Below are 14,620 nucleotides of genomic sequence, written 5' to 3'. Positions count from 1 at the left end.
GGGGACCCCTTTCGGCCGGTTCTGGCATCCGCGAACACCCCGAGCATCTCTGAGCACCCGGCAAACTGGAAGCGTGCCATCCACCCTGCCTGACGGCGATCCCGCGCCCACCACGGGCGAGCTGCCCGACAGCGCCCTGAAGGGCCTCGGCGAGCGGCCGTTCGGCTTCTACGTGCACGTGCCGTTCTGCGTGACCCGCTGCGGCTACTGCGACTTCAACACCTACACCGCCGCCGAGCTGGGCCCCGACGCCTCGCAACGGGACTACGCGGACACGGTCGTCGAGGAGATCCGCCTCGCGCGCCGCGTCCTGGGCGCGGCCGACCTGCCGGTGGAGACGGTGTTCTTCGGCGGCGGCACGCCCACGCTGCTGCCTCCGGAAGACCTGTCCAGGATCCTGGCCGCGATCGACTCGGAGTTCGGGTTGCGGCCGGGGGCCGAGGTGACCACCGAGGCCAACCCCGAATCCGTGGACCCCGCCTACCTCGACAAGCTCCGCCAGGGCGGCTTCAACCGGGTCAGCTTCGGCATGCAGAGCGCACGCGAGCACGTGCTCCAGGTGCTCGACCGCCGGCACACCCCCGGAAGGGCGGCGGCGGCCGTGCGGGAGGCCAGACAGGCCGGGTTCGAGCACGTCAACCTCGACCTCATCTACAGCACGCCCGGCGAGTCCGACGACGACTGGCGGTCCTCGCTCGCCGCCGCGATCGAGGCCGGGCCCGACCACGTGTCGGCGTACTCGCTGATCGTCGAGGAGGGCACCAGGCTGGCGGCCAGGATCAGGCGCGGCGAGCTGCCCATGCCCGACGACGACGTGGCCGCCGACCGCTACCAGATCGCCGACGAGCTGCTGTCGCAGGCCGGGTTCAGCTGGTACGAGGTCTCCAACTGGGCCACCTCCGAGCAGGCGCGCTGCCGCCACAACCTGCTCTACTGGACCGGCGGCGACTGGTGGGCCGCCGGTCCCGGCGCCCACAGCCACGTCGGCGGCACCCGCTGGTGGAACGTCAAGCACCCGGCCGCCTACGCCCAGCGCCTGGCCGCCGGCGCCTCGCCCGCCCACGCGCGCGAGGTGCTCGGCGACGACGACCGGGCGGCCGAGCGGCTGATGCTGGAGCTGCGGCTGTCGTCCGGCTATCCGCTGGCCGAGGTGGCGCCCGCCGCGCGCCCGGCCGTGGCGAGCGCCCTGGCGCGCGGGCTGCTGGAGCCCGGGCCGTTCAGGTCGGGCCTGATGGTGCTCACGCTCCAGGGGCGGCTGCTGGCCGACGCCCTCGTCAGGGATCTGCTGGTCTAGGTGATCATGCGGATGGAGAACGGGTAGCGGTACCTCTCGCCCCGGTTGGTGGCTATGGCGGCCAGGATGTGGAAGATCAGGGACAGGACCCAGATGACCGGCAGCAGGAGCAGGCCGATGAAGATGAACGCCAGGACGAAGGCGATGACGTAGCCGATGAACATCGTGATCTGGAAGTTGAGCGCCTCCGCCGCCTGATCCCTGACGTAGGGGGACTCGTCCTTCTTCATCAGGTAGATGATCAGCGGGCCGATCCATGAGACCAGCAGGCCGAGCAAGTGCGAGAGCATCGCCATGGTTGTGTCGTCGGTGCCCGGGCGGGGGCCGAACCTGCCGGGGACGTACGGCTCTCCCGGGGGCGTGGCATATCCGTAGCCGGGCTGCGGCGGCGGGCCGTAACCGGGTGGGGGAGGGGCATAGCTCGGGGGCTGCTGGCCATAGCCGGGCTGGCCATAACCGGACTGACCGTAGCCGGGCTGCCCGTATCCGGGTTGACCGTAACCCGACTGTCCGCCGTAGCCCGGTTGCCCGTAGCCGGGCTGGCCGTAGCCCGGCTGTCCATAGCCGGGCTGCGACCCGGGTTGCTGCCCGTAGCCGGGCTGGGAGCTGGGCTGCTGCCCGTAGCCGGGCTCGGAGCCGGGCTGCTGTCCGTAGACCGGCTGCTGAGGGCCGGAGCCCTGGCTGGGCGGGATGTCAGACGGTGGGACGAAGCGGGTGGCGTCGTCGTCCGGCGCCGGCTGCGGCGGGTCCTGGCTCATGATGCCTCCGTAACGAAGTCGATCAGTTCCTCGACCCGGCCGAGGAGTTCCGGCTCCAGGTCTGCGTACGTGGAGACGGCGCCGAGGATCCGCCGCCACGCCTCCGCGGGCTCCATGCGCCAGCCCAGGGCGGCGATCACGCCCTCTTTCCACGGCACCCCGCGCGGCACGGCGGGCCAGGCCGGGATGCGCAGCACGGACGGCTTGACCGCCTCCCAGATGTCGACGAACGGATGCCCCACGACGAGCACGTCCGGCGAGGTGATCTCGGCCGCGATCCTGCTCTCCTTGGACCCGGGCACGAGATGGTCCACCAGCACCCCCAGCCGGCGCCCCGGCTCCGGACCGAACTCCGCCACGATGGCCGGCAGGTGGTCCACGCCCTCCAGGTATTCGACCACGACCCCTTCGACCCGCAGGTCATGGCCCCAGATCTTCTCGACCAGGGCGGCGTCGTGCACGCCCTCCACATAGATCCGGCTCTCCCTCGCGACTCTCGCCCGCAGCCCCTCCACGGCGATCGAGCCGGACGCGCTGCGCCTGGGGGCCGCGGGGGCCGCGGGGGCCGCCACCGGGCGTACCAGCGTCACGGGCCGGCCCTCCAGCAGGAACGCGGCGGGCGCGAGCGGGAACAGCCGGCGCTTGCCGAACCGGTCTTCGAGCGTCACGGCCTCCTTGTCGCAGGCCACCACCGCGCCGCAGAAGCCGCTGTCGGCGTCCTCCACGACGAGGTCCAGCTCGGCGGGCACTTTGGGGATCTTGCCCTTCCCCGGCCGCCGCCAATTTCCCGCCAGCACATCGCCCTCGTACACACGGGGACCGTAGCAAATCACCCGGCGACCGCAAGGCGCTTGCGCGCGCCGCTGCGGCGTACCAGGACGACGATCGTGCCGATGACGGCGACGAGCAGCCCCGCGCCCGGGATCAGCAGGAGCGCGGCCACACCGCCGGCGATGCCGCCCGCGGCCGAGGCCAGCGGACGGCCCACGCCGTACCGCACGTCGGCCTGCTCCTGGGTGGTGCAGGTGAGCTGGTAGTCGCCCTTGGACGGCGCGTTGATCACGAAGAGCTCCACCCAGGTGACGGACCCGGACGTGACCGTCTGCCTGCCCGTGGTCTTGGCGAGCTTGGCCTGGCCGGAGATCTCGCACACGTAGTTGACCTGCGTGTCGCTGGAGAGGTAGACCGCGGGCCGGTCTGCCGGGTCGACCGGGATCGTCACGCTTTCGCCGGCCGCGAACGTCCTGCTCGGGGCCAGGTCGCTCACGCTGCTCACCAGGCCCGTGGAGAACACCACGACACCGGCGATCGCGCACACGACGAAGACGCCCCAGACGAGCCCGATCCACCACAGGCGCGGCTTGATGGCTTTCGAGTCGATTCGAGGGGGAAATTGGGGTTGTTGGCCGTATTGTCCGTACTGAGGAGGTGGGCCGTATTGGGGCGGTGGGCCGTACTGCGGTGGCGGGCCGTACTGCGGCGCGGGCCCGTACTGCGGCGGAGGCTGCCCGTAGCCCGGCTGTGAGCCGGGCTGGGGGCCGTAGCCCGGCTGGGACCCAGGTTGAGGGCCGTAACCCGGCTGTGAGGCGGGCTGCGGGCCGTACGGCGGAGGGGGTGAATTGTCGCTCATGTCGGCAAGTGTGGTACTTGCCCCTTGTAAGAAGCTAGGAGCCAGGTTGCGACCTGCTGTTATCGCACCTTGTGGGCGAGAGCCGTACACTTGGCACTCAGGAACTCAGAGTGCTAGATGGTTGCGTTCCTCAAATGGCAGAGGCAGGAGGTGAGCACGTGCTCGACGATCGGAAGCTGGCGGTGCTCCGCGCCATTGTCGAAGACTACGTGTCCACCAACGAACCGGTGGGCTCCAAGGCGCTCGCCGAGCGCCACAACCTGAAGGTCTCCCCCGCGACGGTCAGGAACGACATGGCCGCGCTGGAGGAGGAGGGCTACATCACCCAGCCGCACACCAGCGCGGGCCGCGTGCCGACGGACAAGGGCTACCGCCTGTTCGTCGACCGGCTCTCGCAGGTCAAGCCGCTGTCGGCGGCCGAGCGCAGGGCGATCGAGACGTTCCTCGCGGGCGCGGTCGACCTCGACGACGTGGTCACCCGCACGGTCCGGCTGCTCGCGCAGCTGACCCGGCAGGTGGCGGTCGTGCAGTACCCGACGCTGACGCGTTCGACGGTCAGGCACGTCGAGCTGGTGCCGCTCAACGAGCGGCGGGTCATGCTCGTGCTGATCACCAACACCGGCCGCGTCGAGCAGCGGGTGATCGAGCTGCCCGAGGACATCGAGGACACCCGCATCGCCCACCTGCGCGCGGTGTTCAACGCCTCCCTCGACGGCTGCGGCCTGAGCAACGTGCCCGAGCTCGTCGCCGACCTGCCCGAGCGGCTGCCCGTCGAAGACCGGCCCGCGGCGGCCACGATCCTGTCGGTGCTGCTGGAGACGCTGGTCGAGCGGTACGACGAGAAGATCGTGTTCGCCGGCGCGGCGAACCTCGCGGGCGCCGACTTCGCGACCGGCCTGCGTGACGTGCTCGAGGCGCTGGAGGAGCACGTCGTGCTCATGCGGCTGCTGGGCGAGACTTCCAACGACACACCGTCCGCGCTCACCGTGCGCATCGGCTCCGAAAACCCCTACCTGCGGGGGACATCCATCGTCGCGACCGGATACGGTTCTGGCGACAACCAACTGGCCCGGCTCGGCGTGCTGGGACCGACGAGGATGGACTACCCAGTTACGATGGGCGCCGTGCGCGCGGTGGCACGCTACGTCAGCCAGATCCTGGCTGCATCATAAGAGGTCGATAAGTGGCAAACAGCGACTACTACGCCACCCTCGGGGTGCGCCGTGACGCCAGTCAGGACGAGATCAAGAAGGCGTACCGCCGCCTGGCCCGCGAGCTGCATCCCGACGTGAACCCCGATCCTGAGACCCAGGAGCGGTTCAAGGAGATCACGCAGGCCTACGAGGTGCTGTCCGACCCGAACAAGCGCCAGATGTACGACCTGGGTGGCGACCCGTTCGGCGGAGCGGGAGCAGGCGCGGGCGCCGGCGGCTTCGGAGCGGGCTTCCCGTTCAGCGACATCATGGACGCCTTCTTCGGCACCGCGGCGGGCGCCAGAGGGCCGCGTTCGCGTGCCCGCAGGGGGCGCAACGCCACCATCCGGGTCGAGCTGGACCTGCGCGAGACGGCGTTCGGCACCACCCGCGAGCTGGTCGTCGACACGGCCGTGCTCTGCGAGGTCTGCCACGGGGCCGGCGCGGCGCCCGGCACGCATCCCGACACCTGCGACATGTGCAGCGGGCGCGGCGAGATCTCCCAGGTCACCCGGTCGTTCCTGGGTCAGGTCATGACCTCGCGGCCGTGCCCGCAGTGCGGCGGGTTCGGCACCATCATCCGCCACCCCTGCCAGGAGTGCTCCGGCGACGGCCGGGTGCGCACCCGCCGTACGATCAAGGTCCGCATCCCCGCGGGCGTCGAGGACGGCACCCACATCCAGCTCGCCGGCGAGGGTGAGGTCGGCCCCGGCGGCGGCCCGCCCGGAGACCTGTTCCTGGAGATCGTCGAGCGTGCTCACGAGATCTTCGAGCGGCGCGGTGACGATCTCCACTGCACCGTGCAGCTCCCGATGACGGCCGCCGCGCTCGGCACCATCCTGGCGGTCGAGACGCTCGACGGCTCCGAGGAGGTCGACGTCCGCCCCGGCACGCAGTCGGGCCAGGTCATCACCATGTTCGGGCGGGGCGTGCAGCGGCTCAACGAGTCCGGCCGCGGCGACCTGCTGATCCACGTCAACGTCGAGACCCCGACCCGCCTCGACCCGGCGCAGGAGGAGCTGCTGCGCGAGTTCGCCAAGCAGCGCGGCGAGGAGCGGCCGCCGGGCAAGTTCGCCCCCGGCCAGCAGGGCTTCTTCTCCCGGCTGCGCGACGCCTTCAACGGCAGGTGACGTGACCGTCCCGGTGTTCCTGTCCGAGGAGCTGGACGGGCCCGAGCTGACGCTCGCCGGCCCCGAGGGGCGGCACGCGGCCTCCGTGCGCCGCCTGCGGGCCGGTGAGCGGGTCGATCTGACGGACGGCGCCGGTACGGTCGCCGAGTGCGTCGTGCGCGAGGCGCTGAAGGACTCACTCAGGCTCGACGTGCTGTGCCGCTACGAGGTCGAGCTGCCGGAGCCGCGGCTGACCGTCGTCCAGGGGCTGCCCAAGGGCGACAGAGGCGAGCTGGCGGTCGAGATGATGACCGAGGCGGGCGTCGACGTCATCGTGCCGTGGGCGGCCTCGCGCAGCATCACCCAGTGGAAGGGCGACAAGGTCGCCAAGGCGCTGCACCGCTGGCGCTCCACCGCCCGCGAGGCGGGCAAGCAGGCCCGCAGGTTCCACCTGCCCGAGGTGACGGAGCCCGCCACCACCGCGCGGGTCGGGGAGCTGCTGGCGGGCGCGGCGCTGGGGCTGGTGCTGCACGAGGAGGCGGCGGAGCCGCTGTCCGGCGTGGCGCTGCCCGCGTCGGGCGACATCGTGGTGGTCGTGGGGCCCGAGGGGGGCGTCTCGGAGGAGGAGCTGGCCGGGTTCCGGGCGGCCAAGGCGGTCTCCGTGCTGCTGGGGCCGACGGTGCTGCGTACGTCCACGGCGGGGGTGGCGGCGGCCTCCGTGCTGCTCACGCGTACCGGGCGCTGGTAGAGCCCTTTTAAGGGCGTTGTGTAGGAGGCTTCAGGGCGTCGTATGGGAGGCGTCCACCAACGGGCTGGTCACGTCGGCGGGGGTCTCGGTGACGTTGTCGTCGGGCGGGCACTCATCGACCGGGCACGTCGTGGGCTGCAGCGTGTCCTCCGCCGGCGGCGTTGGCGACGGAGTCGGCGAGACCGAGGGGCACTCGGACGGCGGGTCGGCCTGCTCGGCCTGGGTCGTCGGGCACGTGGTCGGAGTCGGCGTGGGGGTCGGCGACGGCCTGCTGGTCGACTCCGCCCGCTTCGAGGGCCGGGGCGTCGGGCTCTTGGTCACGTCGGGAACCACGATGGGGTGCTGGTCGTGGGTCGGCTGCCTGGACGGCGGCGGCGGTTCCTGGGAGCGCGTGGTGGAGGAGTTGGACGGGACCCTGGAGGTGTCGTTCTCGACGGGTTGCGAGTTGATGATCTGCGTGCGCAACTGCGGAACGGCCATCACGATCGTTCCCGCTACGAGGACGGCGCTGGCGGCGGCCGCGCCCGCACGCCACCAGAACAGATTACGGACACCGCGCCGTTCGATGCGGGCGCGGATGATCTCCAGTCCGTCCGGCGAGGGCACGACCGCGTCCGCCTCCGCTCGGAGCGCACGGCGCAGGAGATCGCCGTGCTCGTCGGGGGGCTGGGTCATGACATTTTCTCCAGAACGGATCGCAGTGCGGCCATGCCACGTGCGGTGTGGCTCTTGACCGCGCCCTTGCTGATGCCCATCGCGTGGGCGATCTCAGCTTCGGACAGATCACCGTAGTACCGCAGAACCAGTGCTTCTCTCTGACGGGTGGGCAGGGCCCGTAACGCCTCGATGACGGCGGAGCGTTCCAGTTCGCCGATCGCGCCGTTCTCGGCGCTCGGGGCGTCGGGCAGTCCCTTGGGAGCGTACTTCTCGACGACCGCGCGGTGACGCAGCACGGAACGGGACCGGTTGACGACGGATTGACGGAGGTAGGCGAGAGCTTTGTCGGGGTCACGCAGCCTGCGCCAGGCGCCATGGATGGCGACGAACGCGTCCTGCACGACTTCCTCAGCAGTCGCCGTGTCTCGCACCAGCAACACGGCGAGACGCACCAACGACCGGAAGTGCGCGCTGTAGAGCGCGGTCACGGCCATGTCGGCATCCCACCCGACCGGCGCCGCCCCCATCGACCTGTCGGCCAGAAGGGTTTCGGTGGTCACATCAATGGGACGCTCAGCCTTCCCAGAGGGTTTACGCTCTTCCGGTTCTTGAGGTTTCCCCGGTTCCTTAGGGTGCATTACCCAGTCGTGTCCTCGCCAGGTGGCGCTCGCCCGACCCTGAATCGTCCTATTTCGCTGAAGTGTCGCACACTCACCCTAACCGCGTGGATCTTCCTTCGCACGACACAGAGGATTACCGATTGGCAACGGGTTACGTACGCCGGTGCTCTCGATAGGGTGATCAGGTGAGCGATTGTCTCTTCTGCAAAATCGTCGCCAAGGAGATTCCCGCCGAGATCGTTTATGAAACCGGCAGGACACTGGCGTTCCGTGACGTCAACCCGCAGGCGCCCACGCACGTGCTGATCATCCCGAAACAGCACCACGCCACCGCGGCGGCACTCGCCGATGTCGACGACGGGCTCGCCGACGAGGTGCTCAAGGCCGCCCACTCGGTGGCTGTGCTGGAGCACGTGGCCGACAGCGGATACCGCGTGGTGTTCAACACCGGGCTCGGCGCCGGGCAGACCGTTTTCCACGTACACGCCCACGTCCTGGGCGGGCGCGACCTGACCTGGCCGCCCGGCTGATATTGGGGGGAGCGATCGGCCCGGTCCCGGATACGATGGGCACAGAAGAACACCGAAAGAGACCGGGAGGCATCAGGCCACTGGCCTGCCCATGTCCGAACTACACGAATCCCGACGCACGGCACCTCCCTCGCGCACTCAAGCCAAGGTGCTGATTCCGGACGAATACCCGATGGTCAGCCTCCTGGGCTCCCGCGACGAGCTGCTTCGCGTCATCGAGGGCGCTTTCAGGGCCGACATCCACGTTCGCGGTAACGAGATCACCGTCACCGGCAGCCCCGACGAGAGCGGCACGGTGGTGCGGCTCTTCGAGGAGCTGGTCGAGGTGCTGCGCAGCGGCGGCGAGCTCACCCCTGACGCGGTCGAGCGCAGCATCGCCATGCTCCGCCTGACGTCCGACCGCCCCGCCGAGGTGCTGTCCCTCGACATCCTCTCCTCGCGCGGGCGCACGATCAGGCCGAAGACGGTCAACCAGAAGCGGTACGTCGACGCGATCGACAAGCACACGATCGTGTTCGGCATCGGCCCCGCGGGCACCGGCAAGACCTACCTCGCGATGGCCAAGGCCGTGCGTGCGCTGCAGGAGAAGCGGGTCAACCGGATCATCCTGACCCGCCCGGCCGTCGAGGCCGGCGAGCGGCTGGGCTTCCTGCCCGGCACGCTCTACGAGAAGATCGACCCCTACCTGCGGCCGCTCTACGACGCGCTGCACGACATGCTCGACCCCGACTCCATCCCCAAGCTGATGGCCGCGGGCACGATCGAGGTCGCGCCGCTCGCGTACATGCGTGGTCGCACGCTCAACGACGCCTTCATCATCCTCGACGAGGCACAGAACTCCTCGGCCGAGCAGATGAAGATGTTCCTCACCCGTCTCGGCTTCAACTCCAAGATCGTGGTGACCGGTGACGTGACGCAGGTCGACCTGCCCAACGGCACGGTGAGCGGGCTGCGGGTCGTCCAGGAGATCCTCGACGGCATCCCCGACATCCACTTCGCCCGCCTGACCAGCTCCGACGTGGTCCGCCACAAGCTGGTGAGCGAGATCGTGGACGCGTACGGGCGCTACGACGCCACACAGGCCGCCCAGGAGCCGAAGAGCATCCAGCACCGGGGGAAGCGGCGACCATGAGCATCGAGATCAACAACGAGTCGGGTGTCGGGGTCGACGAGGAGAGCCTCGTCGCCCTGGCCACCCACGTGCTCGGCGAGATGGGCATCAACCCGCTCGCCGAGCTCTCCATCGTGGTGGTCGACGACGACGCCATGTCCGAGCTGCACGAGAAGTGGATGGGCGAGCCGGGCCCGACCGACGTGCTGGCGTTCCCGATGGACGAGCTGCGTCCCGGCGGGGGCGCGCGCGGCGACCTGGAGAGCCCCACTGACCCGGCGCTGCTCGGCGATGTCGTGCTCTGCCCGCAGGTGGCCGCCAGGCAGGCCGAGGAGGCGGGCCACAGCACGGCCGACGAGCTCGAGCTGCTGTGCACCCACGGCATCCTCCACCTGCTCGGCTACGACCACGCCGAGCCGGAGGAGCACAAGGAGATGTTCGGCCTGCAGGCCCGGCTCCTCGAGTCGTGGCAGGAGGTGCGCAACACGCGGTGAACGCCTGGTTGCTTTCGGCCATCGCCCTCGTGATCATCGGTGGCCTGATCGCCAGTGCGGAAACGGCACTGACGCGCATCTCCAGGGTGCGTGCCGAGGAATACGTACGCGAGGGCCGGCGGAGCGCTGTGCGCCTGCAGGCCATCGTCGACGATCCGCCGCGCTACCTCAATCTGCTCCTGCTGCTCAGGCTGAGCTGCGAGCTGGTGGCCACGGTCATCGCGACGCTGCTGTTCATCGACCTCATGCACGACCAGGGCTGGGCGTACGTCTGGGCCGCCGTCGTGATGATCGTGATCAGCTACGTCGTGGTGGGCGTCATGCCGCGTACGCTGGGGCGCCAGCACGCCGAGCCGGTCGCGCTGGCGAGCGCCCCCATCGTGTACGGCCTGACCCGCATCTTCGGCCCGCTGCCCAAGCTGCTCATCCTGCTCGGCAACGCGCTGACCCCCGGCAAGGGGTTCCGCGAGGGGCCGTTCACCTCGGAGGCCGAGCTGCGCGACCTGGTCGACCTGGCCGAGGAGCGCCGGGTGATCGAGCCGGACGAGCGCGAGATGATCCACTCCGTCTTCGAGCTGGGCGACACGCTGGTGCGCGAGGTCATGGTCCCGCGCACCGACATGGTCTACATCGAACGCGGCAAGACGATCAGCCAGGCCCTGTCGCTGGCGCTGCGCAGCGGGTTCTCCCGCATTCCCGTCGTGGGCGAGAACGAGGACGACGTCATCGGCATGGCGTACCTCAAGGACATCGCCCGCAAGATCCACGAGTCCGGCGAGGGCGGGGGCAAGGAGACGGTCGAGTCGGTCATGCGGCCGGCCGCGTACGTGCCCGAGAGCAAGCCCATCGACCAGCTCATGCGGGAGATGCAGGCCCGGCAGATCCACATCGCCATCGTCATCGACGAGTACGGCGGCACCGCCGGGCTCGTCACGATCGAGGACGTCCTGGAGGAGATCGTCGGCGAGATCACCGACGAGTACGACCAGGAGGCGCCCCGCGTCGAGTCCATCCCCGACGGCGGGATGCGGGTGACGGCCCGGATGCCCGTCGACGAGCTGGGCGAGCTGTTCGACACGGAGATCGACGTGGACGACGTGGAGACCGTGGGCGGGCTGCTCGCCCACGCGCTCGGTCGGGTGCCGATCGCCGGGTCGCAGGCGGAGGTGGCCGGGCTCAAGCTCACCGCCGAGAGCCTGGCGGGCCGCCGCAACCGCATCAGCACCGTCGTGGTGCGCCACGCCAAGCCTCCGGAGGAGGAGATCGACCCGGCGCCCGACGACCACGACTGATCTCATCCGAACTGCGGATGAAGCGGGGCCAAGGCCGCAAGCGTTCTACAAGTCTTCTGCAAGCCCGCCAGGGCACTCTCTTACCACGACATCCAGTGCGGTGGGTGTCGCAAGGGGAGGCACTCGAACGCCGGGTGGGGTTCGCGGCGGGAGGGTGCACCTTGGGGGGAACGACGGCGTCTCGGCCGGCTTGCCGGCTGAGACGCAGGTCGGCGTCAAGGGTGCCCCCATCCGGACAACCGGGTGGAGGCACCCTTTTTGCGTATTGGTGGAATCTCCGGTGGATTGCCACATTCCTCGACAGGGGAAGCTGCGATCCAGGGGGGATCATGAAACGCGAGATCATCGCCTGCGGGCTGCTGGCCTGCGTTCTGGCAGGATGCGGGGGCGGGAACGCCGCGAACGTTCTCGACCCGCGGGCCGCGGCACAGTTGCGCGACGTGCTCCGTAAGGGGCCGCAGCTGCCCGACGGGTTCGCGGTCAGGCCGGAGCAGGCGTGGCGGATGCCGTTCACGCAGGGCGACGAGAACTGCCTGGCCGTGCTGGAGCCCGCGGGAGGGCAGGCGCCCGGACAGGCGCTGACGGCCCAGGCGGCGGTCAGCTACCGGGGCGACGGGCTGGGGGAGCAGGCCGGCGTGGGGCTGGCGCGCTACGCGGACGGAGAGGCGGAAGAGCACCTCGACGAGCTGGCCAGGGCCATGGAGTCGTGCCGCGAGGTACGCACCTCCTCCGGCACCGACCTGCGCTCGCAGACGCTCCCGCTCGAGATCTCGGCGGACGAGAGCGTGAGCGCGCGGCTGCTCGGGCGGCTGAACGGCTACCCGTACGCGATGGACGTCGTGCTGTCACGGGTGGGTGACACGCTCGTGTCGGTGGTGCACACGAGCATGGACGACATGGACCCCGCCCGCACCCGCGAGGTGGTCGACGCGGTCATCTCCATGGCCAGCGCCTAACCTGGTTGCGTGACACTCGATCCTGAAGACAGCAAGATCATCACTCTGGCCCGTGCGGCCAGGGCGCGCAACGAGGCTTCCGAGGGCGCCGCCGTGCGGGATGAGACCGGCCGTACGTACTCGGCGACGAACGTGGCGCTGGACGCGCTGACGCTCTCGGCGGTGCAGGTGGCGGTGGCCATGGCGGTCTCCAGCGGCGCGCGGTCCCTGGAGGCGGTCGCGCTGGTGAGCGAGGGCGGCCCGAGCGCCGCCGACGAGGCCGTGGCCGCGGAGCTGGGCGTCAAGTCCCTGCTCGTGGCCGGCCCTGACGGCACGCTGCGGGGCTGACCATGCCGATGTCGCCGTTCCTGGCGAGGCTGCGGGAGAAGGTCGGCTCCGAGCTGCTCATGCTGCCGTCGGCGGCCGCGTTCGTGTTCGACGACGCGGGCAGGCTGCTGGTGGCCCGGCACGGCGATGTGGGTCTCTGGGCGGCGCCCGGCGGCGGCATCGACCCGGACGAGCGGCCGGAGGACGCCGCCGTCAGGGAGCTGCGTGAGGAGCTCGGCATCGAGATCGAGGTACGAGGCCTGATCGGGGTCTACGGCGGCCCCGATTTCCGCACCGTCTATCCGAACGGCCACCAGGTCGGCTACGTCATCGCCGTTTACGGTGGCGTCCTGGTCACGGGCGTGCCCGAGCCTGACGGCGTCGAGATCAACGACCACCGGTGGGTGACCGAGCAGGAGCTTTCCGAGCTGCACACGACCCCGTGGACGCCCCGGGTGGCGCCCGAGGCGTTCGCCTGGTGGCGTGAGCACGCTCGTTGATGGGACACAATGCAGTACGTGACTTCGCCAGACAGCCATCGCGCCGGATTCGCCTGCTTCGTGGGGAGGCCGAACGTCGGCAAGTCCACGCTCATGAACGCCCTGGTCGGCAGCAAAGTGGCGATCACCTCGTCCAAACCGCAGACGACCAGGCGCGCGATCAGGGGCATCGTGCACCGTCCCGACGCACAGATCGTCATCGTCGACACACCCGGCCTGCACCGGCCGCGCACGCTGCTGGGGGAGCGGCTCGACAGCCTGGTGCTGTCCACGCTGACCGAGGTGGACGTGATCGCGTTCTGCGTGCCCGCCAACGAGCCGATCGGCAAGGGTGACCGGTTCATCGCCGACAAGCTCTCGGCGGTGAAGAAGACGCCGCTCGTGGCCGTGGTGACCAAGTGCGACCTGGCGACCAAGGAGCAGATCGCGGAGCAGTTGCTGGCGGTGTCGCAGGTGGCGGAGTTCGCGGCGATCGTTCCGGTGTCGGCGCAGTCCGGCGAGCAGCTCGACGTGGTGGCCGACGTGCTGATCGAGCACCTTCCCGAGTCGCCGCCGCTCTACGAGGACGGGCAGCTCACGGACGAGCCGGAGCAGGTGCTGGTGGGCGAGCTGATCAGGGAGGCGGCGCTGGAGGGCGTACGCGACGAGCTGCCCCACTCGATCGCCGTGGTCGTGGACGAGATGCTGCCCCGAGAGGGCCGCGACGACCTGCTGGACATCTACGCGCACATGTTCGTGGAGCGTCCCTCGCAGAAGGCGATCGTCATCGGGCACAAGGGAGAGCGGCTGCGCGAGGTCGGCACCAAGGCCCGCAAGCAGATCGAGGCCCTGCTGGGCACGCGCGTCTACCTCGACCTGCGGATCAGCGTGGCCAAGGACTGGCAGCGCGACCCGAAGCAGCTGCGGCGGCTGGGCTTCTACGACTGATCGTCAGGCACGTCGGAGCAGTGCCAGGACGGAGAGCACGACGACCGCCACGGAGCAGCCCAGCGCGGCGAACCAGCCGAACTTGACCACGGGCCCGATCGACAGCACCTCGCCCAGGTCCACGGAGATCCGGTCGCGCAGCCCGCTCCCGTCGGTCATGAAGAGCACCAGCACCGCCACCGCCGCCGCTCCGGGGAGTGCGGCCAGGGCGGCGACCCTCGGGCGGGTGAGCAGCCCCGCGACGCCGCATCCCAGCGCGATCAGCCCCGCCACCAGCGTGTAGACGCCGAACCGGTCGTCGATGCCGCGGATGTCGTCGGCCAGCCCGCCGCCGATGAGGTCGCTCCTCACCTCGAGCCCGGCCCACGGGAGCACGGCGCAGCCCACCAGGAGCGCTCCGGCGACCACCACGCCGAGCGCGTAGCCGCGTCGGGTCGCCGGGGCAGGCTGGAAGTCATCGGCCACACGATCACTGTAAGCCGGGGACGCGCCTCT

18 protein-coding genes are annotated in these 14,620 nt (G+C 70.1%); 12 read left to right on the top strand and 6 right to left on the bottom strand.

The genetic code is table 11. The features are described 5' to 3' along the window. The first annotated feature begins 73 nt into the window (after positions 1 to 73). Positions 74 to 1,294, top strand: a complete 1,221-nt coding sequence (gene hemW / locus AB0J64_RS15910) for a radical SAM family heme chaperone HemW (RefSeq protein ID WP_364026746.1) — start codon at positions 74 to 76, stop codon at positions 1,292 to 1,294. Here hemW and AB0J64_RS15905 read toward each other — a convergent pair. The 3 genes from AB0J64_RS15905 to AB0J64_RS15895 are packed head-to-tail and all read right to left on the bottom strand — an operon-like array spanning position 1,291 to position 3,682. Beyond that, the gene (locus tag AB0J64_RS15905; RefSeq protein WP_364026743.1) at positions 1,291 to 2,052 is read right to left on the bottom strand and encodes a DUF4870 domain-containing protein; all 762 of its coding nucleotides are present in this window, start codon (positions 2,050 to 2,052) and stop codon (positions 1,291 to 1,293) included. The two genes, hemW and AB0J64_RS15905, sit on opposite strands and share 4 nt — an antisense overlap. Beyond that, on the bottom strand, positions 2,049 to 2,864 hold the full coding sequence (locus AB0J64_RS15900; RefSeq protein ID WP_364026740.1) for a DUF3097 domain-containing protein: 816 nt from the start codon (positions 2,862 to 2,864) through the stop codon (positions 2,049 to 2,051). The genes AB0J64_RS15905 and AB0J64_RS15900 overlap by 4 nt, the downstream gene beginning before the upstream one ends. A gap of 17 nt (positions 2,865 to 2,881) precedes the next feature. After that, positions 2,882 to 3,682 carry a hypothetical protein gene (locus tag AB0J64_RS15895; RefSeq protein ID WP_364026737.1) on the bottom strand — a complete coding sequence of 267 codons (801 nt, stop codon included), beginning with the start codon at positions 3,680 to 3,682 and terminating at the stop codon, positions 2,882 to 2,884. 158 nt (positions 3,683 to 3,840) lie between these two features. On the opposite strand from AB0J64_RS15895, the gene hrcA reads away from it, so the two are divergent. Genes hrcA through AB0J64_RS15880 form a run of 3 tightly spaced genes read left to right on the top strand, consistent with a single transcriptional unit; the run spans position 3,841 to position 6,732 of the window. Next, complete coding sequence (hrcA, locus tag AB0J64_RS15890; RefSeq protein ID WP_364026734.1) at positions 3,841 to 4,854, top strand: heat-inducible transcriptional repressor HrcA; 1,014 nt, start codon at positions 3,841 to 3,843, stop codon at positions 4,852 to 4,854. Between the two features lie 11 nt (positions 4,855 to 4,865). After that, positions 4,866 to 6,005: a molecular chaperone DnaJ gene (gene dnaJ / locus AB0J64_RS15885; RefSeq protein ID WP_364026731.1), complete on the top strand. Its 1,140-nt coding sequence runs from the start codon at positions 4,866 to 4,868 to the stop codon at positions 6,003 to 6,005. Position 6,006: 1 nt separating this feature from the next. After that, on the top strand, positions 6,007 to 6,732 hold the full coding sequence (locus AB0J64_RS15880; RefSeq protein ID WP_364026728.1) for a 16S rRNA (uracil(1498)-N(3))-methyltransferase: 726 nt from the start codon (positions 6,007 to 6,009) through the stop codon (positions 6,730 to 6,732). Between the two features lie 30 nt (positions 6,733 to 6,762). On the opposite strand, the gene AB0J64_RS15875 is transcribed toward AB0J64_RS15880, so the two are convergent. Together AB0J64_RS15875 and AB0J64_RS15870 are read right to left on the bottom strand one after the other, a co-directional pair. Then, complete coding sequence (locus AB0J64_RS15875) at positions 6,763 to 7,407, bottom strand: hypothetical protein (RefSeq protein WP_364026725.1); 645 nt, start codon at positions 7,405 to 7,407, stop codon at positions 6,763 to 6,765. Beyond that, on the bottom strand, positions 7,404 to 7,916 hold the full coding sequence (locus tag AB0J64_RS15870; RefSeq protein ID WP_344987656.1) for a SigE family RNA polymerase sigma factor: 513 nt from the start codon (positions 7,914 to 7,916) through the stop codon (positions 7,404 to 7,406). The genes AB0J64_RS15875 and AB0J64_RS15870 overlap by 4 nt, the downstream gene beginning before the upstream one ends. 278 nt (positions 7,917 to 8,194) lie before the next feature. Between AB0J64_RS15870 and AB0J64_RS15865 the strand changes: the two genes are divergently transcribed. From AB0J64_RS15865 to era, 8 genes are all read left to right on the top strand, one after another. After that, positions 8,195 to 8,539, top strand: coding sequence for a histidine triad nucleotide-binding protein (locus AB0J64_RS15865; protein WP_364026722.1), 345 nt, complete (start codon positions 8,195 to 8,197; stop codon positions 8,537 to 8,539). Between the two features lie 91 nt (positions 8,540 to 8,630). Next, positions 8,631 to 9,671, top strand: a complete 1,041-nt coding sequence (locus AB0J64_RS15860; RefSeq protein WP_364026719.1) for a PhoH family protein — start codon at positions 8,631 to 8,633, stop codon at positions 9,669 to 9,671. Continuing rightward, entirely contained in the window at positions 9,668 to 10,144 is a 477-nt protein-coding gene (gene ybeY, locus AB0J64_RS15855; protein ID WP_364026716.1) for an rRNA maturation RNase YbeY, read from the top strand. Before AB0J64_RS15860 ends, ybeY begins: the two co-directional genes overlap by 4 nt. Beyond that, on the top strand, positions 10,141 to 11,436 hold the full coding sequence (locus AB0J64_RS15850; protein WP_364026713.1) for a hemolysin family protein: 1,296 nt from the start codon (positions 10,141 to 10,143) through the stop codon (positions 11,434 to 11,436). The genes ybeY and AB0J64_RS15850 overlap by 4 nt, the downstream gene beginning before the upstream one ends. Before the next feature lie 329 nt (positions 11,437 to 11,765). Further along, positions 11,766 to 12,392, top strand: coding sequence for a hypothetical protein (locus AB0J64_RS15845; RefSeq protein WP_364026710.1), 627 nt, complete (start codon positions 11,766 to 11,768; stop codon positions 12,390 to 12,392). A 9-nt stretch (positions 12,393 to 12,401) separates the two neighbouring features. Beyond that, entirely contained in the window at positions 12,402 to 12,719 is a 318-nt protein-coding gene (locus AB0J64_RS15840) for a cytidine deaminase (RefSeq protein ID WP_364026707.1), read from the top strand. 2 nt (positions 12,720 to 12,721) lie between these two features. Continuing rightward, positions 12,722 to 13,198 (top strand): NUDIX domain-containing protein, encoded by a 477-nt coding sequence (locus AB0J64_RS15835; RefSeq protein WP_364026704.1) that lies wholly within the window; start codon positions 12,722 to 12,724, stop codon positions 13,196 to 13,198. A gap of 18 nt (positions 13,199 to 13,216) precedes the next feature. Further along, positions 13,217 to 14,125, top strand: a complete 909-nt coding sequence (era, locus tag AB0J64_RS15830) for a GTPase Era (protein ID WP_364026701.1) — start codon at positions 13,217 to 13,219, stop codon at positions 14,123 to 14,125. Between the two features lie 3 nt (positions 14,126 to 14,128). Here the strand turns inward: era and AB0J64_RS15825 are convergent, their stop codons facing one another. Then, a complete protein-coding gene (locus tag AB0J64_RS15825) occupies positions 14,129 to 14,590 on the bottom strand; it encodes a hypothetical protein (RefSeq protein ID WP_364026698.1) in 462 nt (153 codons plus the stop codon). Between the last annotated feature and the right edge of the window lie 30 nt (positions 14,591 to 14,620).

Origin of the sequence: Nonomuraea sp. NPDC049695, from assembly GCF_040674955.1 — a bacterium.
Lineage (GTDB): Bacteria > Actinomycetota > Actinomycetes > Streptosporangiales > Streptosporangiaceae > Nonomuraea > Nonomuraea helvata.
The sequence above is the reverse complement of the archived record's forward strand: the minus strand, read 5'-3'. Positions and strand labels throughout refer to the sequence as shown.